The following is a 19991-nucleotide window of genomic DNA, read 5'->3' on the forward strand; positions in this document are numbered from 1 at the left end:
GTATCTTGATTTCAAAAAGAACATCAAATATAATTTGGATATATTTTGGCTTTGATGAAAGTGATATGAAAAGAGGTAACTTCATATGCCATAAAACTTGGTTTGATAATAATCGGAACAAAGATTGGTGGTATAATGTAGATAGTTCAAATAAATTTATGATAAAAGACACTCATTTTAATGTGTATGCTTATTATGAAAGCATGAAAACGATTATGGGGATAACACAGGTAACAAAGAAAAATTAATGTTAGTTGTAAAAGAAATATCTAGAATAAAATTAACTGAAGAAGTAATTAGTCTTTATAACGAATATATTAACAGATTAATTTCAGAAGAGAATTTGGTTGAACAAATAGGGCAAGTCTTTTCTAAAATCGAAGAGTTTGTCACGGTAAGTACAGAATTAGACATCGCATCTATGGATTTACAGAATTGGATGTAAAAATACTTAAATATTTTTGTAATAATTCATGATTTTACATTTTATTACAATGGGAAATGTCTAGCATAACGTACACCTGAAAATAGAAAAGCCTATATGGAACTGAAAATTAAAAATTATTATACGGATTTAGAAGAAATAGTAGAGTTTGAAAGCTAAAAGATTTATACTTTTAAAGCAAAGTAAAATTAAAAAGCGTCAAATAATGTTTGCATTTCTAGGTGCGATATTATTTGGCGCTTACTTGTTTTATTTAGTATAAATGTCGAATAATACTTACGCTGATTTGAAATTAATGGATAGATTTAAAGATATTTAAAAAGAAGTTAGAATCGAGTTGAGCGATGCAAAGTTTACTTTGTTATTGTTCTAAAGGTAGCAAATGAATTTTTACTATTTTGTATAGAATGGAATGAATTCGACATAAAAACAAATTACATGATTCGTAATGTGGACTTGTTTGACTTATTAAAAAGGTCGAACAAGACTTATACCGTGTAAAATAAAGAATAAAGGAGATTGACCTATAAATGGGATACGTATTAATCCTAGCCGAGAAACCAGATCAAGGTTTGGCTCTTGTTTCACAGTTCAAATATCGCCGGAAAGATGGGTATTTAGAAGTAGAAGCGAATGAGTTATTTCCAAATGGAGCGTACTGTACATGGGCAATTGGTCATTTGACGCAGTTATGTAATCCAGAACATTATCACGCTGAATGGAAAAAATGGTCACTTAATACGTTACCTATGATTCCAGAACGTTTTCAATTTGAAGTAACAAAGTCGAAGTATAAACAATTTAACGTAGTGAAACAGCTGTTACATAATCCTCAGGTAACAGAAATTATTCACGCGGGCGATGCTGGGCGCGAAGGGGAATTGATTGTACGAAACATTATTAATCTTTGTAACGTGCAAAAGCCGATGAAACGACTTTGGATTTCCTCTTTAACGAAGCAAGCTATTTATCAAGGTTTTAAAAACTTACTCGATGAATCGGATACAATTAATACGTACTATGAGGCGTATACAAGATCTTGCGCTGACTGGGTAGTTGGTATGAATGCATCACGCGTCTTTAGTATTTTGCTAAAGAAAAAAGGAATGAACGATGTATTTTCAGCTGGTCGTGTACAAACACCGACACTCGCATTGATTGTAAAGCGTGAGAAAGAAATTGAAAACTTTAAATCAGAGCCGTTTTGGGAAGTGTTCGCAACCTTTAATATAGAAGGAAAGAAGTATGAGGGGAAATGGGAAAAGGATAATGAATCTCGCTTAAAAGACCCTGATATGGCAAATAAAATTGCCGCATTTTGTCAAAATAAACCGGCGGTAGTAAAGGAAATGAAAACGGAGCGTAAAGAGTTTCAACCACCGCTTTTATTTAATTTATCATCACTACAAGCAACGGCAAATAAAGCATTTAAATTTTCACCGAAAAAGACGCTCGATATAACGCAAGCTTTATATCAAAAAGGGATTGTCTCTTATCCTCGTTCAGATTCCAACTATGTTACGCAAGGGGAAGCGGCAACGTTCCCGGATATTTTACAGAAGTTAAGTCAGTTTGATGAGTATAAAGGGTTATTACCAGCTCCAGTTGAATCGATTATGAATAACAAGCGTTATGTGAATGAAAAGAAAGTGACAGATCACTACGCAATTATTCCGACAGAGCAAGTTACAAACCCAAGCAGATTATCAGGTGATGAGAAGAAAATTTACGATATGATCGTAAGAAGACTCATTGCAGCACATTATGAAGTTGCAATCTTTGACTATACAACGATTGTAACTCTTGTAGATGAGCGTGCTGAATTCATTTCAAAAGGAAAACAGCAAATTCAAGAAGGTTGGCGTAAAGTTATTTTCCAAGACGATAAAGATGATGAAACAATTCTTCCAATTGTAGCTGAAGGTGAAGAAGGAAAAGTTGTAAAGGTAAAAGTGAAAGAAGGAAAAACACAGCCACCGAAGCGTTATACAGAAGGACAGCTTATTACGTTAATGAAAACGGCAGGTAAGTATTTAGAGAATGAAGAGCTGGAGAAAGTATTAAAGAAAACAGAAGGTTTAGGTACGGAAGCGACACGTGCGGGTATTATTACAATGCTGAAAGACCGTAAATATATAGATGTGCAGAAAAACCAAGTGTATGCGACTGATAAAGGCAAAGTATTAATTACCGCAATCGGTGATAAAATACTAGCTTCACCGGAAATGACTGCAAAATGGGAACAACGTCTTGCCGAAATTGGGGAAGGTACAGCATCACCAGCTACATTTATGGAACAGACGAAAAAGTTATCAGCTAAAATTATAGAAGATGCAGTTGAAATGTCTGAGAAGTGGGATTTCACTGGATTACATGTTGAATCGATTGAACGAAAAGGCTCGAAATTTACAACAGGTAAAAAGGTTGGTAGCTGTAAAAAATGTGATGGCGATGTAATTGATAAATCTACGTTTTATGGCTGTTCTAATTACAACACGACACAATGTGACTTTACCATCTCAAAGAAGATATTAAGTAAAACAATCTCGCAAAAGAATATGACGAAGCTCTTAAAAGGTGAGAAGACTGATTTAATTAAAGGCTTTAAAAAAGGCGAGAAAACGTTTGATGCAAAATTAGAGTGGAAAGATAATAAGATTAATTTTGTGTTTGAGAATTAAGTAGTTTCAACAAATAAAAAATATGATAATTAAATTGTACCCTATAGAATAGATACTTAAAAAAGTCTATTCTATAGGGTATTTCTTTGAATAAGGAATGATTTTTATTTTGGGTCTGAATAAAAATACAATAAAAATTTCTTCCTATTTGATAATTATTTATTGTAAAACAATAAATAATGTATTAAAATCATAATAAATGAGTGAGGTGCTTTTATGGAAAAGGTAGCAACTTTGTTTTTTAAATTAGAGGAGGTATAACTATGGACAGTAACAATTTGATTATTGAAAATATGGATAACCCTCATGAGTTGGAGAGAATGTATAGAAAAGACCCGAAAGCTTTTAAAAAGTCATTCTCACAAGCATGGGAACAAAATTCTAATTCTCAGGTTCTAGGTATTTGGTATGAAAGATTGCATTTCAAGGAGAAGGGGAATACAGAAAAAACAACTTTGTTTCAAAAAGGTTTCTTATTTATGGGCCTTTTGGCTATTCTAGCCGGTATAAGCACTAGAGTGATTTTTCACTTTGTCGAACAGGAAGCAATTGCTCCAATTAACTTGGCTTTTGGTGTAATTCCCTTTATTGCTGCTTATTTTATTTACAATAACACTCCGAAAAAAGGTATTATTTATTTCCTTGCAGCGTTCTTCCTGATTTCTGGGGTGTATCTTAATATGTTGCCATTAAATTATAAAGACAGCATTATCCTTGTTTATTTGCATCTACCTATATTGTTATGGGTCATGTTAGGGCTTGCGTTTACAGGGAATGAGTATTCAAAAGGTAGTACAAGATTAGCTTATATTAAATTTAATTTAGAATATTGTCTTCTCTATGCCAGCATGGCAGTGAGCGGAATGATACTAGCAGTATTGACGATGCGTTTATTTAGCTTTGTTGACTTGGATATAGGAGAATTCTATTTTAGTAATGTTGTTTTATTTGGAGCTGCCGCTCTCGCTATTGTGGCTGCATACTTAGTATTAATGAATCTTAAGTTTGCTAAAAATATTACACCATACATAGCTAAAATTTTTAGTCCGCTCGTGCTGATTACATTGTTGATCTATCTTATAACGGTTATATCGGTCGGGAAAAATCCATTCTTGGACCGCAATTTCCTAATGGCTTTCAACGGAATACTCCTTGGTGTATTGGCCGTTACCATATTTTCTATCGTTGAGAGTGACTCGGACGAGAAAAAGAGTATTTCAGATTATATAAACTTTGCCTTAATTGTTCTGGCGCTTATTATTGACACTGTTGCATTGTCAGCCATCGTATTCAGACTTTCTTCTTACGGGATTACACCTAATAGACTTGCTGTTTTAGGCGTAAACATACTAATCTGGGCAAATCTCATTTGGATTATGTTCTCCTATATGCGTTTTCTACAAAACAAATCAGGAACGACAGATATCCAAGATGCCGTTACGAAGTATTTGCCAATCTACGGACTTTGGGCAGCTGTCGTTATATTTACTTTTCCTATAATGTTTAATTAGAAAGGATTTGTTAATGTAACGAAAGGTCAATCTTCTATATCGTATAAAACTTTTAGAGTCGATCTATTTATTATAATTGGTGTTATTATGTTTGTAGTTTCGGTTATTTTACTTGTATTGATAAATAAGTATTGTATTTGATCTCTCCATAATAAAAAACGTCCCATTTTTGGGACGTTTTTTATTATGCGTATTGCTTTTTTTTCTTAATAAGCAATAAAACTTGTGAAACACAAGCAAGTACTGGCAACTCAATTAATGGTCCAATAACGAGTGCAAGTGCGATAAGTGGCTCGTCTGGAAAAGCTGTTACAGCTATAGCAAGTGCGACAGGTGAGTTTCTTGCTAACGTTGTTAAGTTTAGGCTTACTGTATCTTTATAAGATAAACTCATAATGCGTCCTATAAATTGCCCTAGTACAAAATTAATGATGAAGAACAATAGAACAGGAATCAGTAATAATAAAACAACATTCATGTTTTGTAGTAAATATTTACCTTGTGATGCAAACATCGCTACTATGGCTAAACTTAAAAATACAATTTGAGCAGAGCTGAAAAATGGAATGAGTTTATTCTCAAGTGTTTCAGCTTTTTTCATTTTATACATTATGAATTTTGTAGCGTGCGCAAGTAAAAATGGTAAGACGATTACGATAACAATACTTTCTATTAAAACAGAAACTGCTACTGTCTTCATTACACCTGCAAATAAAAATAAATAAACGGGTAACAGTAATACTTGTAAAATTAAATTTACAGGCAAAATCGCAGTGGAAAGTGCTACATTTCCTTTCGCTATTTCAGTAAAGATTAAGTACCAATCTGTACATGGAGTAACCATTAACATAATAAATCCAACCCAAAGTGCTGGGTGATCTGAAAGAAATAGTGCTCCTAACCCCCAAGCGAGTAAAGGTGTCCATAAAAAGTTAATGGTAAGGCTTGTTCCAGCGAATTTTAAATTACGGAATCCATTTTTTATTTCTTTCAATGGAATGCTGAGGAATAATCCATACAGCATGAAAAATAAGAAGGGGACAATAAAGTGCTCTGAATACATATGTACCATGTTAAATTGTCCGAGTACGATGCCGCATGTAACAGCAAAAAGAATAATAAAAGTTTGAATTTTTTCTATAGTGCTCATGAGTAAATCCTTTCTAAATATGAATTGCCCTCTCTACATCCATTATACAAACAATAAAGTTACAATGGGTCTTTTAATTGTATTGTGGTCTTTATTTTTAATCCGAGATATTATTTTTTATTTAAAGTTACTTGACTAAAGTAAGTAACTGTATTACAATCACTTACATAAGGTAATTAAATAATAAAAAGTTTTTTGTGTTTGTACTTAAGGTATCTATTGGAACTTTTTACTAGAATAAGAATTTTTATGATGATGAATAATGAATATGATAAGAAAGTTTAGGTGAAGAAAATGGGATTATTTAGCTCGTTATTTGGTAAAAAAGAAGAAAATACAAAAGTAGAGGGGAATAAAACAATGTCAAAAGTATTATTTGTAAAAGCAAACGATCGTCCAGCGGAGCAAGCAGTTAGTTCAAGAATGTATGAAACATTTGTAAGTGCTTATAAAGAAGCAAATCCAAATACAGAAGTGACAGAGTTAGATTTATTCGCACTAGATCTTCCTTATTACGGAAATATCGCTATTTCAGGTGGATATAAACGTAGTCAAGGAATGGAGTTAACAGCAGAAGAAGAGAAGGCTGTAGCGACAGTAGATCAATACTTAAATCAGTTTTTAGAAGCTGATAAAGTTGTATTTGCATTCCCATTATGGAACTTTACAGTGCCAGCACCATTAATTACGTATATTTCATACCTTTCTCAAGCGGGAAAAACGTTTAGATATACAGCAAATGGTCCAGAAGGTTTAGCTGGTGATAAGAAAGTCGTTGTATTAGGTGCTCGTGGTTCAGATTACTCTTCAGAGCAAATGGCTCCTATGGAAATGGCAGTTAATTATGTAACAACTGTGCTTGGGTTCTGGGGAATTACAAATCCAGAAACAGTTGTAATTGAAGGACACAATCAATATCCAGATCGTTCACAACAAATTGTTGAAGAAGGTTTAGAGAACGTTAAGAAAGTAGCAGCGAAATTTTAATTGATAGTAAATGTAAAAAACCAACATGGATGACTATGTTGGTTTTTTAGTCTATTTCTATGTTAAAAAATGTATATTTATAAAATAAAAGAAAAGTTTGAAAATAGTATTGCAAAATATTATATTTCAAACTATAATGAGTTCAAGAATAGTTGATACTTAAGTTAAAAATTCAGAAAATTCAATTAGTTAAAAATGGAAATGAGATAAAAGGATCGGAATGGAGGTTATATTATGACGAACAAAGTACCATTTTCGTTCATAGTAGTTATTGGGTTAATGTTATTCGCACTATTTTTTGGGGCAGGAAATTTAATTTTCCCAGCTATGCTCGGTCAATCGGCAGGAGAAAATGTATGGATTGCTAACGCTGGATTTTTAGTAACTGGTGTTGGATTACCATTACTAGGTGTACTAGCATTTGGTTTTTCGGGTAAAGATGATTTACAGTCATTAGCAAGTCGTGCTCATCCAGTGTTCGGGATTGTGTTTACAACAGTTTTATACTTGGCGATTGGCCCGTTATTTGCAATACCAAGAACAGGAAATGTTTCTTATGAAATTGGTCTTAAACCGTTTATTCCAGAGGGATTAGGTTCTACACCTTTAATTCTTTTCACAATTGTATTCTTTAGCATCACTTGTTTTTTTTCGCTAAATCCTGCGAAAATTGTCGATATTGTTGGAAAAATCTTAACTCCAATTAAGTTAACTTTCATCGGTATTTTAGTAATCGTTGCATTTATACATCCGATTGGAGATATGCAAGCACCAGTGGAAGCTTATACATCACATGTATTCTTTAAAGGGTTCCAAGAAGGATACTTAACAATGGACACGCTTGCATCATTCGTATTCGGAATCATCATCATTAATGCAATTAAAGAAAAAGGTGCGAAAACGAAAACACAAATTATGGTCGTTTGTGCAAAAGCGACAATCATTGCAGCATCTATTTTAGCAATTATCTATACAGCTCTTTCTTATATGGGTGCTTCAAGTGTTGCAAAGCTTGGACATTTAGAGAACGGCGGAGAAGTATTAGCGAAAGTTTCTAACTACTATTTTGGATCATATGGCGGAGTATTATTAGGATTAATGATTACAGTAGCGTGTTTAACAACTAGTGTGGGACTTGTATCAGCATGTTCTTCATTCTTCCATAAGTTATTCCCAAATGTTCCTTACAAAGCAATTGCAATCATGCTATGTGTATTTAGTGCAATTGTTGCAAACGTAGGATTAACACAATTAATCGCAGTTTCTGTTCCAGTATTAACAGCAATTTATCCACTAGCAATCGTACTGATTTTCTTAACATTCTTCCATTCATTATTCAAAGGAAGAGCTGAAGTTTATCAAGTGAGCTTAATCGTAACATTTATTATCAGTTTATTCGATGGATTAAGTACAGCTGGAGTTAACATTGAAGTAGTAAATCAAGTGTTTACTAAACTCCTTCCGATGCAGGAAGTAGGATTAGGCTGGATCTTCCCAGCGATTATTGGTGGATTTATCGGATACGGCATTAGCGTTTTAAAAGCAAAAAATCAAGTTCAACCAGCAGCAAATGCGAATAAGAAAATAAGTTAAATGAAAAAAGTTATAGAATTTGTTTCTATAACTTTTTTTGTTACTATTAATAAGGAAAGAAAAATAAAGTAGTAGGGGAAAAGTACATGAAAAAAACAATTGATCATATCGGAATCGCAGTTCGTGATATAGATAGTACGATACGTTTTTATGAAACGGTTTTGGCAGGAACTTTAATAGACCGTTACATAAGTGAAGCGCCAGGTGTTGAAAGTGAGGTAGCCATTCTTGAAGTAGATGGTGATAGAGTGGAATTACTTGCACCTACAAATAATACGACATCTCCAATCGCACGATTTATTAAACAAAAGGGTAAAGGTGTACATCACGTTGCATACCGAGTAGATGATTTAGATGTAGCTTTAGAGGAATTGAAAGAACAAGGTATTCGAACGTTAGAACATACACTTCGAATAAATAAACATGGTAGACGATTAATTTATCTTAACCCGGCGGATACGGAAGGGACAATTATTGAGTATTGTGATTATCCGGAAGAAAAATAAAAGAAGCGTATTTTTATGGAAGGTGTTACGTACGAATGTAACACCTTTTTATTTATCCCGCTTTAATGGGCAGTAAGACCCCCACCTCAAAATTCAGCGAAAGCAAAGAAGTTAGGTGGGGGATCAACTGCCCATAAAAGTCCGATTGGTTCAACTAATAATCAGTGGGGGATGAAGAAAACCCCCACTGATTAAAGTTTCACTTTATCCCGATTGGTATGGGCTAATAATCAGTGGGGATGCCCTCTCTGCTGATTAAAGTTTCACTTTATGTATTTTTCAATGAAAGTATTTGGGGAATTTGAATATATATTGTGAGAGGCTATCCGCTATCTTATAGGAGTGGGTATAAGCAAAAGGGCAGCCTGTAACCAACTATTTATTTTTGTGCAATACATAATATAAAAAGTGAATTTGATGTATTGGAGAGTGGTTATCTGTGGGAAGTTCACATGGTGCTGAAGATTTCAACGTATTATTTGTTACATCTAGCGTTCCTGTATATTTCCCGGTATTAGAGGAAGCTATATATAATAGTTTGAAAAAGGCAGTTGGAACTGTAACGATGGTAACATACGAAAACTTGGTGAAAACAGCTTTAAAGATAAAACCATCTCTCATTATTGTCTTCCACGGTTTTGAAAAAGGGATAAGTAAAGGGATTCAACAATTAAAACAATATAACTTTAAGACTGCGCTTTGGCTTACAGATGATCCTTACTTTACAGATGTAACGAAAGACTTAGTTCTTGATTATGATTATATTTTTACGCAAGATACAGGATGTATTGATTTTTATAAAAATTTAGGCTGTGAGAATGTATTTTATTTGCCTCTAGCGGCAGACCCCCCTATATATACGCCGTTACTGAGGGAAGAGGAATATCTATTTGATATTAGTTTCATAGGGACCGCTTTTGAAAATCGGCTTGCTTTTATTGATTCCATTTCAGAGTATTTAGTGACGAAAAACACTTTAATTATAGGGTGTAATTGGGATAAACTAAAGAGTTATGAGTTGTTGAAAGATAAGATTGTCCTTTTACCATTTTTAATGTATGAGAATAATGTGGAATATTTTAAAAAAAGTAAAATTAACATAAATATACATCGCTCGATAGAGGATGTAACATTTAATAGAAATAGAGTGAAAATAAATGCTTGTTCCGTTAATAATCGTACATTCGAAATAGCTAGTACAGGTTCTTTTCAAATAACGGATATTCGTGCTGATTTGGAAAAGTGTTATATTCCTGGGGTGCAAATTGAGACGTTTACCTCATCGATTGATTTTATAGAGAAAGCAGAAAAATATTTAACGAATCCAGCGCAGCGAAATAAAATTGCGATGGCAGGATTTAAGAGAACGCTAATCGAACATACTTATGATAAAAGGATAAAACAGTTGTTAGAAATAATTGAAATGAACCATAAAAATTAAAGTACTCGAACGTTTGAGCATACACTTAGAATGAAAAAGCATGATAGATGATTTATTATCTTAACCTAGCAGATACAGAAGAGAAATATAATAAGGGTGTTTTTGGAAAAGGTGTTACGTAATAACGTAACACCTTTTTATTTATGTATTTCACATTTTCTTCACAAATGATTCACGAGAACTTTTCTCCTTTGGGAACTTACATAAATATATTTTATGATATAATAACAATCGACTTTAAAAATGTAAGTTGTATTAATGTGAGTAGTAACTATTAAATTAAAAGTATAGAGGTGAAGGGGAAATAAAGTATTGCACTATATAGAAAGTTATACTTAACCATATTAATATTTTGATGAGAAATCGAAATCAGCAGTAAAAGTATTGGGAGTGTAGTAACGAAGAGGAAAGAAGTGAAATAAGCGTGAAAGTAATGAAAAGGTTAGGAGCATGGCTATTAATTGCGTGCGTGTGTATCATATTGATACCAAAAAGCGTATCTGCTCATGCATATGTGGTGAAATCCAATCCTACTGAAAATGAAACGTTGAAGAAAGCGCCATCTGTTGTGAAAATTGAATTCGATGAGGATATACAAGTTTCACGTTTTAATACATTATTTGTAAGAGATTCCTCAGGTAAAAGAGTGGATTTGAAAGATGCTCATATTGATAAACGTAATAAAAAAATATTAGAAGCTGGGTTAAAAGAGAATCTCAAAAATGGTCTTTACTCAATTCAGTGGAAGGCTATTTCAGCTGATGGCCATCCAATTCAAGGAGTTATCCCGTTTCGTGTTGGATTAGCGGAAGCGGGAGCAGACGATGTACAAGTAGAAGAGATGGGCTATGTCCCGCAAATTGATATGATTATGGAACGCGGGATTCTATATACAAGTTTCTCGTTATTTTTAGGCGTGCTATTCTTTAATCTTGTTATGTATAAAGGGAGTGCAGCCTTAGTTCGATTAAAGAGTAAGAAAATAATATGGATTTCATTATTGGGGATATTCATTAGTTTACTATTCAACCTACCGTTGCAAGCAAAAATGAATGCGGATGTTTCGTGGCTAGAGGCATTTGATCCTTTCTTATTAAAAGAAACATTACAGCTTTCTGTTTTTGGTTATGTATGGATTACTCAAATGGCTCTTATTAGTACGCTTATACTAGTTACATACTTTGCGGTGAAGCGTGAGAAGTTATCGTCATTTAAAGTATGGAGCATTCCAATACTATTGTTTACTGGGCTGCTTGTTATGAAAGCTTTAAATAGTCATGCGTATGGTTTGAAGTTTAAAGGCATTGCTGTTGTTATGGATTTTCTGCATTTATTTGCAGCGTCATTATGGATTGGCGGTCTATCATCAATTATTCTTCTTTTACGTAAAGAGGATGATAAGTGGACTAAGTATTGGGATGCAATTAAGCGTTTTTCACCGTGGGCAACAGGTGCTGTCATAGTAATTGTAATAACAGGTCTTTTTAATAGTACATTTTTTATTCCTACGATCCATTCACTATTTGATACGAAGTATGGATTAGCCTTATTAGCAAAGATACTTTTACTCGTGTGCATGGGAATATTGGGGATCGTGCATTATGTGAAGGGAAGAATGCGGGCGCAGCAAAGGTTAGGAGCTACGGTGAAAGTAGAATTTATCATAGGAATTATCGTTTTCATAATCGTAGCTTTTATGACAAACGTACAAACACCGCCGATGCCTCCTACTGGACCTTTTACAGAGAGCAAGCAATTAAATAATGGATATGAACTTACTCTACAGGTAAGTCCTAATAAGGTAGGACAAAATATATTTCATATTACTTTAAAGGATGAGAATGGACAGCCTATTACTGATATGGAACAAATTGTATTGACGACTCAATCGTTAGATATGAACATGGGCAAAGGTTCATTTAAAGCTTCAGCTGTTTCACCAGGAGAATATGAAGCGGAAGGTATGTATATTAACATGACAGGAAACTGGAATATACATGTACATGGATTAACAAAATCTCTTGATAGCTTCGATACAGATTATAAATTTATTGTAGGTGGCAGATAAAGAGGTGTTTATAGATGAAAGGGAGTTAATAGAAAATGAAACGTATTAAAAAATTAGGAACAACAATGATAGCAACAATCATTGCAATGGGGATTTTTTCGTTACCTGTTAGTGCTCACGTAACTGTGAAACCAGCAACTTCAGATGTTAACTCTTGGGAGACTTATACGATAAAAGTACCAGTTGAAAAGAATGTGGCAACGACAAAAGTCACGCTGAAAATACCAGCTGGCGTCGAGTTTCAACAGTATGAACCGGTGCCAGGATGGAAAGTGGAAGAGAAAAAAGATACAGATGGAAAAGTTAAAACTGTAGTATGGGAAGCAACAGGAGAAGGGATTTTGCCTGGTCAGTTTCAACGATTTACTTTCGTCGCTAAAAATCCAAATAAGGAACAAAAAATAGCTTGGGATGCATATCAACAATATACAGATGGAGAAATTGTTGAATGGACAGGCGATGAGAAAGCGGAGAAACCACATTCACTTACTGCAATTACAAAAGGTACATCATTAACAGGAGAACATGGAGAAGTGTCTAATGTAGAAAATAATGAAGGTACTAGTAATATGCAATTGATAGCGATTGTTTTATCTATTTTGGCAATTGTATCTTCGGTAGGTACGTGTGTTTTTGTAGTGCGTCGTAAAAAATAAGATATAAAAAAGAGCCTACAAATAGTAGGCTCTTTCTCATATTTATTTCACTTCAACCTGCTGCCTTACAGCAAGTGTTTTCGGCTTTATATTTACAAAACAAATGCTCACAACAATAAATAATAGGCCAATAAATAAGCTCATTGTAATGGCTTCATGTAAGAAGATTGAACTTACAATAATAGCGATAAGGGGAATAAGGAATGTATAAGCCCCTACTTTACTCGCTTCACCAGCTCCAACGAGTGTGAAGTATGCAAGCCACCCCATTGCAATAACAAAGAATGAAATAAAGAGTAGTACGCTAACAAATGGTATACTCCAAGCGATACTAGACCAGTTTTCAAACTCTGAACCAAATCCAATTAAGCAAAGTCCACCAATAATGAGCTGAAGTGTTACCATCCAAATGGAATTAACGCGGTGCCCAGTCTTCTTAATAAATACTGTTCCAAGTGCCCAGCCAATAGCGCATCCTATCGCGAGAATGATTCCGATAATAGAAATATGTCCAGTTAAACTACTAGAGCTAATGACACCCACGCCAATAAATCCAAGAACAAGCCCGAAAATTTTTAAGCCGTACATAGACTCTTCAAGCCAAATCCATGAGAAAATGCCGAGTAAAACTGGTTGTAGAAATACGATGGCGGAAAATAGCCCAGCAGGCATATATTGAAGGCCGACAGTTTGTAATCCGTAAAATATAATGATGTTAAGTAAAGAAGAAATAACGTATAAATGCCAAGTTTCTTTTAAGTGTAACTCTTTGTATTTCGGTAATGCGAACAGGAGTAAAATGAATCCTCCAATTAAAGTTCGAACGCCTGCAAATAAAACGGGTGGTGTATAATGCAGGGCAAACTTAGATAAAGGCCAATTGATTCCCCACATGAAAACGAGAAAGGTAAGGATGATGGCCGTCTTAGTTCGAGAAAGCTGTGTCACGGTAAGACCTCCTTGTTGTTATTCATTTCACTATGATATGATATCGACAGTGATAAATAAAATGAATCTTTTTTATAAGGAGTATAAGTGATTAGTTATGACCATTACACAACTGCAAGTATTAATAAAAACTGTTGAGTTAGGTAGTTTTACGAAGGCGGCCCGGGTGTTAAATATGACGCAGCCAGCAGTCAGTCATGCCATTTCAAGTATTGAGTCAGAGTTAGGAGTTACGATTCTTATACGTGATAAACGAAAAGGGCTAATTGTTACGGATGTAGGAAACAGAATTCTTGTACATATTAGAGAGATTTTGAACGGTGTAGAGAAGATTGAACAAGAAGTTGCGATGGAGAAAGGACACGAAGTGGGGACGATTCGAATTGGGAGTTTTCCGAGTGCTTCTGCACATTTCTTACCGAAAATGATAAATCATTTTAAGGAGAAGTATCCGAACTTAGAGGTCGTTCTTTGCGAAGGAACAATTAAAGAAGTTGAAGATTGGTTAATATCGAGGGTTGTTGATATAGGAATTGTTATTTTGCCTAATAAAGAGATGGAGATTGTCCCATTAACGAAGGGGAAAATGGTTGCTATCTTAAGAGAGGATCATCCTCTTTGTAAGAAGGACTCTATTGCAATTAGTGATTTAGAGAATGAACCGATCATATTATGTAAGGGCGGATATGAACCACCCATTATTGATATGTTTAAACAAGCCAACGTACCACTTCGGGCTGAGTATGTAATATCGACCGTTACTACAGCTTTAAATATGATTCAAGAAGGATTAGGTATTGCAATATTAGCTGAATTGTCTTTAACGAATTTACCACAGAATGTGCAAACGAGAGAATTGGAACCGCAAGTATGGAGAGAAATTGCTTTAGCTGTTCCTTCATTAAAGGATTCTTCAATCGCTGTGCAGCTATTTATTGAAGAATTTCAAGCGCTATTTGCAGAATAAAAAGAGGTGTCTCATATATCATAATGGGACACTTTTTAATTTGCTTATAAAAAATCTATGAAAAGGATTGACTTATCTTTTCGTTGTAACTATAATGATTACATCGAGGTGGTGATTACGATGAAAATTAGTAGCCGCTTTTCTATAGCAGTTCATATTTTATCTATCTTAAAAAATAATCCATCTTCACTTTGCACTTCAGACTATATGGCTGAAAGTGTCAATACAAATCCAGTAGTCATTCGTAAAATTATGTCGTACTTAAAACAAGCTGGCTTTGTTTACGTAAATCGAGGTCCAGGTGGTGCAGGTTTATTAAAGGATTTACATGAAATTACATTGTTAGATGTGTATCATGCAGTGAATGTGGTAGAAGAAGACAAACTATTTCATATTCATGAGCAACCAAATCCAGATTGTCCAATTGGTGCGAATATTCAAGTTGTATTAGAAGTTATTTTGATTCAAGCACAATCCGCGATGGAAGAAGTTTTGAGAAATATTACGATGGCGCAGTTGTTTGAATCGTTGCAAGAGAAAATGAATGCTTAAATCATGTTTATATTTTTTTGATATTAATGTAACTGTTTCGATTACAACTATAAAGGTAAGGTGTAAAATTTATGACTGTAAAAATGAAAGTATACTCAGATTTTATATGTCCATTTTGTTTTTTAGCAAAAGGTCCATTAGATGAAGTAGCGAAAGAGAAAGATGTAGAAATCGAATGGATGCCATTTGAATTACGTCCAAGTCCATATTCAAAAATAGACCCTTGGAATGAACCAGATAAAATAGGTTCATGGGATGCATTCATTCTTCCTACAGCGAAGAAGTTAGGAATTGAAATGCGATTACCACGTGTTTCTCCGCATCCATATACACATTTAGCTTTCGAAGGGTGTCAATTTGCGAAAGAACGTGGACTAGGAAATGAATATCATCACCGCGTATTCACAGCATTTTTCCAAGAAGAGCAAAACATTGAAGATATTGATGTTTTAACAAAATTAGCGGTAGAAGTAGGTCTTCCTGAAGCCGAATTTAAAGATGCGTTAGTAACTCGTAAATATAAAGAAAAGCATCAAGAAGCAATTCAGCATGCATATGATGAAGCGAATATTATGGCTGTTCCAACTGTCATGATTGGAGATGAAGTCATCCAAGGGCTTGCTAGTAAAGAAACGCTACAAAGAGTCATTGATAAAGAACTTGAAAAGGATAAAACAAATTCATTTGAAGGTATGCAATGTAATACAGATGGATATTGCTAATTCGCTTGTTATGAAATAACAAAATAAATTATAAAACAAATATTTGGAGGAATTAAAATGTCAGCAACTACAACAAACTTAAAAGAAGCAATCGTGAACCGTCGTTCCATTCGTAAAGTAACAAAAAACGATGCAATTACGAAAGAAAGAATTGAAGAAGTTTTAAAAACAGCGTTACACGCACCGACATCTTTCAATATGCAAAGTGGTCGTATGGTTGTATTAATGGATGGAGAGCATGAAAAGTTTTGGGATATTGTTAAAGAAACACTAAGAGCCCGCGTACCAGCAGAAAACTTTGAAGCGACTGTAGAAAGATTAAAAGGTTTCCATACAGGTGTTGGGACTGTGTTATTCTTTGAAGATCAAGCGGCAGTAGAAAAAATGCAAGAAAACGCTCCATTATATAAAGATCAGTTCCCATTCTGGTCTCATCAAGGAAATGCAATGTTACAACATACTGTATGGATGCTATTAGCTGCTGAAGGAATTGGGGCGTCATTACAACATTATAATCCAATCGTAGATGCGGAAGTAAAAGAAACTTGGAACATTCCAGCAGAGTGGAGTTTAGTAGGACAAATGCCATTTGGTGAAGCAAACGAACAACCGGGAGAAAGAACATTCTTACCTACTGAAGATGTAGTGAAATTTTATTAAGAAATAGAATATGAAACGAGAAGGAAGCTGTACTTAGAAACAGCTTCCTTTTTGGTATGGGTGTTAATTTATGTGTATTTAGGGAAGGAATATAAGAAATAAACTGATAAAAAAGGAAGTGGAAACATGGGTAATGAGAAAAAATATACAGTGGTAGGTACTGATGTTGAGGAAGTGAAGCGTTTAAATAAAAATTCAGGGTTAACTTATAATCAAGTAAAAGAATTATTAGCAAAGCAAATGCAAAAAAAGAACCGATTAGATTGAAGTAATTAAGTTTTTTATTTAGCATTTTGTCTAGAGAGTTACGGGGAATATAACTCTCTGAACAGCAGTCTAAAAATAGAAAATCACCTAAGTTGTAATAGAATATGCGAAAAAAATGGACTTCACAGAAATATATTAGTAGGCTGATTTCAAAAGAATCTAACAATATGAAAAGAAAAAAAGGATTCTTCCCAATTAGTAAGAAAGATTGTCTATAGAAGTTCATAAAATGTAATAGTATTACAATGAATACGTACGTTTTGTCATATATTCAATTTCCATCCACTGAAGGGGGAGGTTAATTCTTAATGAATGAAGTGAAAAATTTTTTTCGAAGTAGAGGGTTTCAACGGTTTCTCGTTTTAATAATAGTAGCGCTTGTATTATATGGGTTAAAAAGTATGATTAATTTAATATTAATTACGTTTATACTGACATTTTTAATGGATCGGTTCCAACGTTTTATATCAAAAAAATTGAATGTGAATCGAAAAATTGTTATCGCATGTTTGTATATAATATTAGTGTCCTTTATCGGCACAACATTGTATAAATATTTACCAGTATTAACGATACAAATTTCACAATTGATTTATCAATTTAAGCTCTTTTTTCAAAATCCACCTGATAATGAAATCATTAAATATGCACTTTCAACAATTAATGGAATGGAAGTATCAAAATATATAGAACAAGGTGTAGATGTTATATATCAATCGATAGCAAACATAGGCAAGGTAAGTTTACAAATATTATTGTCTCTAATTTTAAGCTTATTTTTCTTATTAGAAAAAGAGCGTATTATTACATTTACTTCTAAGTTTAAAGATAGTAGGCTAAAGATTTTTTATGAGGAGATTGCATATTTTGGTGAAAGGTTTGCAAGATCGTTCGGTAAAGTAATTGAAGCGCAGTTTTTAATTGCGGTTGTAAACTGTATTCTTACTGTGATTGCATTAATCGTTTTAGGATTTCCACAGCTACTCGTATTAGCTGTTATGATTTTCCTACTAGGATTGATTCCGGTTGCAGGTGTAATCATTTCTTTGTTTCCACTTTGTATCATTGCTTATAATGTAGGTGGAGTTATATACGTAGTATACATACTTGTGTTCATTACAGCCATCCATGCTCTTGAAAGTTATTTTTTAAATCCGAAGTTTATGTCTGCGAAAACAAATTTACCGATCTTTTATACATTTATGATTCTCATCTTTTCAGAGCATTTCCTCGGAATATGGGGACTTATTATCGGGATACCAATCTTTATCTTTTTCTTAGATGTACTTGATGTAAATAATGAAGAAGCGATTAAAAAGTAATAGAAAATAACCGATGTTTGCAAGGAACGAAAACATCGGTTATTTTTTATCTGGAAACATGTTAATTGATAGAAGGTAATACAGTAAAAACGGACGGAATGCTACTGATATAAGTGTCACTTTATTCTTTCTTAGCTGGTGGAAGTTTAATGAATGTATTGGCTATTAAGGCTATAATAACAGCAGTAAAAAGAAATAATGCGATTATGCTAATGCCCATACCTGCCCACCCACCAATAAGGAAGATACTTATCGGTATTGTTAATAAGCAAATAATAAGTAGAATGAATCCGAGATTTTTGTCATATTTTTTAGTTGGAAATAGGGTTCTGATGATTAAAAAGAGGAAAAGTATTAAGGATGAAATAGCTAATAAAAGGATTACAATTGTCCAAGAATCATTCATAAAATCACTCCCTTCTATTATGGATAATATTATGGTTTAGAGTGAGGATGAACAATAAAAAATATAAAAAAGCAATCCAAAGTAAATTGGATTGCTTTTTTGAATATAAGATTAAAGAACCGGAGCCATTGTTTCTTTTAATACTTGGACAGAGTGATCGAATTTTAATTCTTCGTCTTCACTTAATTCTACTTCTAAAATTTCACGAACACCACCGCGATTTAAAACAGCAGGTACGCCAATATAAACGTCTTTTTGGCCGTATTGACCTTCTAAGTATGCTGAGACCGTTAACACACTATTTTCATCGTTTAAAATTGCTTTCGTAACACGTAGGAGTGACATACCAATACCATAATAAGTTGCACCTTTTCGCTCAATAATATGGTAAGCTGCGTCACGAACGTTTATGAAAATTTTGTCTAAATCTTCTTGCGTATATGTGTTGTCTCTATCAAGAAGCGTTTGTAGTTTTTGGATACCAACTGATACATGACTCCAAACTGGGAGTTCAGTATCGCCGTGTTCTCCAATAATATAAGCATGAATGTTGTGTGGACCAATATTGAAGTACTCACCTAACATGTAACGGAAACGAGCAGAATCAAGTGTTGTACCAGAACCGATTACGCGTTCTTTCGGTAAGCCAGATTCTTTCCAAGTTACGTAAGTTAAAATGTCGACAGGGTTTGTTGCGATTAAGAAAATACCATCAAATCCGCTATCCATAATGCTGCGAACGATTTGTTTAAAGATTTTAGCGTTTTTTTCAACTAAATCTAAACGTGTTTCACCTGGCTTTTGCGGTAATCCAGCCGTAATGACTACAAGATCAGCATCTTTACAATCTTCATAGCTGCCTTTCCATACTCTAGTTGGAGCTGGCGCGAATGGAACAGCATGACTTAAGTCCATTGCTTCCCCTTCAGCTTTTGCCTCATTTACATCGACTAAAACAAATTCTTCAGCTACGGCTTGGTTAATCATGCAGTACGCATAACTACATCCAACTGCTCCTGTTCCTACTAATACAACACGGTTAATACCTTTTTTCATTTCAAAATTCCTCGCAATTTCATTAATTTTATTATGTAAGATAATACGTCTTA

Annotated in this window: 20 protein-coding genes; 16 read left to right on the top strand and 4 right to left on the bottom strand. The window is 33.9% G+C overall.

Annotated features, from left to right (window positions below; translation table 11 throughout):
* Nucleotides 1-5: 5 nt before the first annotated feature.
* From BAQ48_RS28000 to BAQ48_RS19585, 4 genes are all read left to right on the top strand, one after another.
* Complete coding sequence (locus BAQ48_RS28000; RefSeq protein WP_071712465.1) at nt 6-248, top strand: hypothetical protein; 243 nt, start codon at nt 6-8, stop codon at nt 246-248.
* On the top strand, nt 248-445 hold the full coding sequence (locus BAQ48_RS28005) for a hypothetical protein (protein WP_071712466.1): 198 nt from the start codon (nt 248-250) through the stop codon (nt 443-445). Before BAQ48_RS28000 ends, BAQ48_RS28005 begins: the two co-directional genes overlap by 1 nt.
* Nucleotides 446-975: 530 nt before the next feature.
* Nucleotides 976-3126 carry a DNA topoisomerase III gene (gene topB, locus BAQ48_RS19580; protein WP_071712467.1) on the top strand — a complete coding sequence of 717 codons (2151 nt, stop codon included), beginning with the start codon at nt 976-978 and terminating at the stop codon, nt 3124-3126.
* A gap of 263 nt (nt 3127-3389) precedes the next feature.
* Nucleotides 3390-4637, top strand: coding sequence for a DUF4153 domain-containing protein (locus tag BAQ48_RS19585; protein ID WP_071712468.1), 1248 nt, complete (start codon nt 3390-3392; stop codon nt 4635-4637).
* Between the two features lie 184 nt (nt 4638-4821).
* Here BAQ48_RS19585 and BAQ48_RS19590 read toward each other — a convergent pair whose 3' ends face one another.
* Nucleotides 4822-5787, bottom strand: a complete 966-nt coding sequence (locus BAQ48_RS19590; protein WP_071712469.1) for an arsenic resistance protein — start codon at nt 5785-5787, stop codon at nt 4822-4824.
* Nucleotides 5788-6081: 294 nt separating this feature from the next.
* Here BAQ48_RS19590 and BAQ48_RS19595 point away from each other — a divergent pair, with 294 nt between their 5' ends.
* The 6 genes from BAQ48_RS19595 (at nt 6082) to BAQ48_RS19620 (ending at nt 13038) form a co-directional block, all read left to right on the top strand.
* Complete coding sequence (locus BAQ48_RS19595; RefSeq protein WP_071712470.1) at nt 6082-6774, top strand: FMN-dependent NADH-azoreductase; 693 nt, start codon at nt 6082-6084, stop codon at nt 6772-6774.
* 234 nt (nt 6775-7008) lie between these two features.
* Nucleotides 7009-8367, top strand: coding sequence for a branched-chain amino acid transport system II carrier protein (gene brnQ, locus BAQ48_RS19600; RefSeq protein WP_071712471.1), 1359 nt, complete (start codon nt 7009-7011; stop codon nt 8365-8367).
* An 86-nt stretch (nt 8368-8453) separates the two neighbouring features.
* Nucleotides 8454-8873: a VOC family protein gene (locus tag BAQ48_RS19605; protein ID WP_071712472.1), complete on the top strand. Its 420-nt coding sequence runs from the start codon at nt 8454-8456 to the stop codon at nt 8871-8873.
* Between the two features lie 439 nt (nt 8874-9312).
* The gene (locus BAQ48_RS19610; RefSeq protein ID WP_071712473.1) at nt 9313-10314 is read left to right on the top strand and encodes a CgeB family protein; all 1002 of its coding nucleotides are present in this window, start codon (nt 9313-9315) and stop codon (nt 10312-10314) included.
* A 418-nt stretch (nt 10315-10732) separates the two neighbouring features.
* A complete protein-coding gene (locus BAQ48_RS19615; protein ID WP_071712474.1) occupies nt 10733-12382 on the top strand; it encodes a copper resistance CopC/CopD family protein in 1650 nt (549 codons plus the stop codon).
* 35 nt (nt 12383-12417) lie between these two features.
* The gene (locus BAQ48_RS19620) at nt 12418-13038 is read left to right on the top strand and encodes a YcnI family copper-binding membrane protein (RefSeq protein ID WP_071712475.1); all 621 of its coding nucleotides are present in this window, start codon (nt 12418-12420) and stop codon (nt 13036-13038) included.
* A 42-nt stretch (nt 13039-13080) separates the two neighbouring features.
* On the opposite strand, the gene BAQ48_RS19625 is transcribed toward BAQ48_RS19620, so the two are convergent.
* Nucleotides 13081-13986, bottom strand: coding sequence for a DMT family transporter (locus tag BAQ48_RS19625; protein WP_071712476.1), 906 nt, complete (start codon nt 13984-13986; stop codon nt 13081-13083).
* 97 nt (nt 13987-14083) lie between these two features.
* Here BAQ48_RS19625 and BAQ48_RS19630 point away from each other — a divergent pair, with 97 nt between their 5' ends.
* From BAQ48_RS19630 to BAQ48_RS19655, 6 genes are all read left to right on the top strand, one after another.
* A complete protein-coding gene (locus BAQ48_RS19630) occupies nt 14084-14953 on the top strand; it encodes a LysR family transcriptional regulator (protein ID WP_071712477.1) in 870 nt (289 codons plus the stop codon).
* Nucleotides 14954-15073: 120 nt separating this feature from the next.
* Nucleotides 15074-15505: an Rrf2 family transcriptional regulator gene (locus BAQ48_RS19635; RefSeq protein ID WP_071712478.1), complete on the top strand. Its 432-nt coding sequence runs from the start codon at nt 15074-15076 to the stop codon at nt 15503-15505.
* A gap of 71 nt (nt 15506-15576) precedes the next feature.
* Nucleotides 15577-16227 (top strand): DsbA family oxidoreductase, encoded by a 651-nt coding sequence (locus BAQ48_RS19640; RefSeq protein ID WP_071712479.1) that lies wholly within the window; start codon nt 15577-15579, stop codon nt 16225-16227.
* A gap of 57 nt (nt 16228-16284) precedes the next feature.
* Entirely contained in the window at nt 16285-16887 is a 603-nt protein-coding gene (locus BAQ48_RS19645) for a nitroreductase family protein (protein WP_071712480.1), read from the top strand.
* A gap of 126 nt (nt 16888-17013) precedes the next feature.
* The gene (locus BAQ48_RS28010; protein WP_071712481.1) at nt 17014-17154 is read left to right on the top strand and encodes a hypothetical protein; all 141 of its coding nucleotides are present in this window, start codon (nt 17014-17016) and stop codon (nt 17152-17154) included.
* Between the two features lie 308 nt (nt 17155-17462).
* Nucleotides 17463-18476, top strand: a complete 1014-nt coding sequence (locus BAQ48_RS19655; protein ID WP_071712482.1) for an AI-2E family transporter — start codon at nt 17463-17465, stop codon at nt 18474-18476.
* A 121-nt stretch (nt 18477-18597) separates the two neighbouring features.
* On the opposite strand, the gene BAQ48_RS19660 is transcribed toward BAQ48_RS19655, so the two are convergent.
* Together BAQ48_RS19660 and BAQ48_RS19665 are read right to left on the bottom strand one after the other, a co-directional pair.
* Nucleotides 18598-18882, bottom strand: a complete 285-nt coding sequence (locus BAQ48_RS19660) for a YesK family protein (protein WP_071712483.1) — start codon at nt 18880-18882, stop codon at nt 18598-18600.
* 111 nt (nt 18883-18993) lie between these two features.
* Nucleotides 18994-19938 carry an L-lactate dehydrogenase gene (locus BAQ48_RS19665; RefSeq protein ID WP_000715324.1) on the bottom strand — a complete coding sequence of 315 codons (945 nt, stop codon included), beginning with the start codon at nt 19936-19938 and terminating at the stop codon, nt 18994-18996.
* Nucleotides 19939-19991 lie beyond the last annotated feature (53 nt).

This window comes from Bacillus luti (assembly GCF_001884105.1).
Lineage (GTDB): Bacteria > Bacillota > Bacilli > Bacillales > Bacillaceae_G > Bacillus_A > Bacillus_A luti.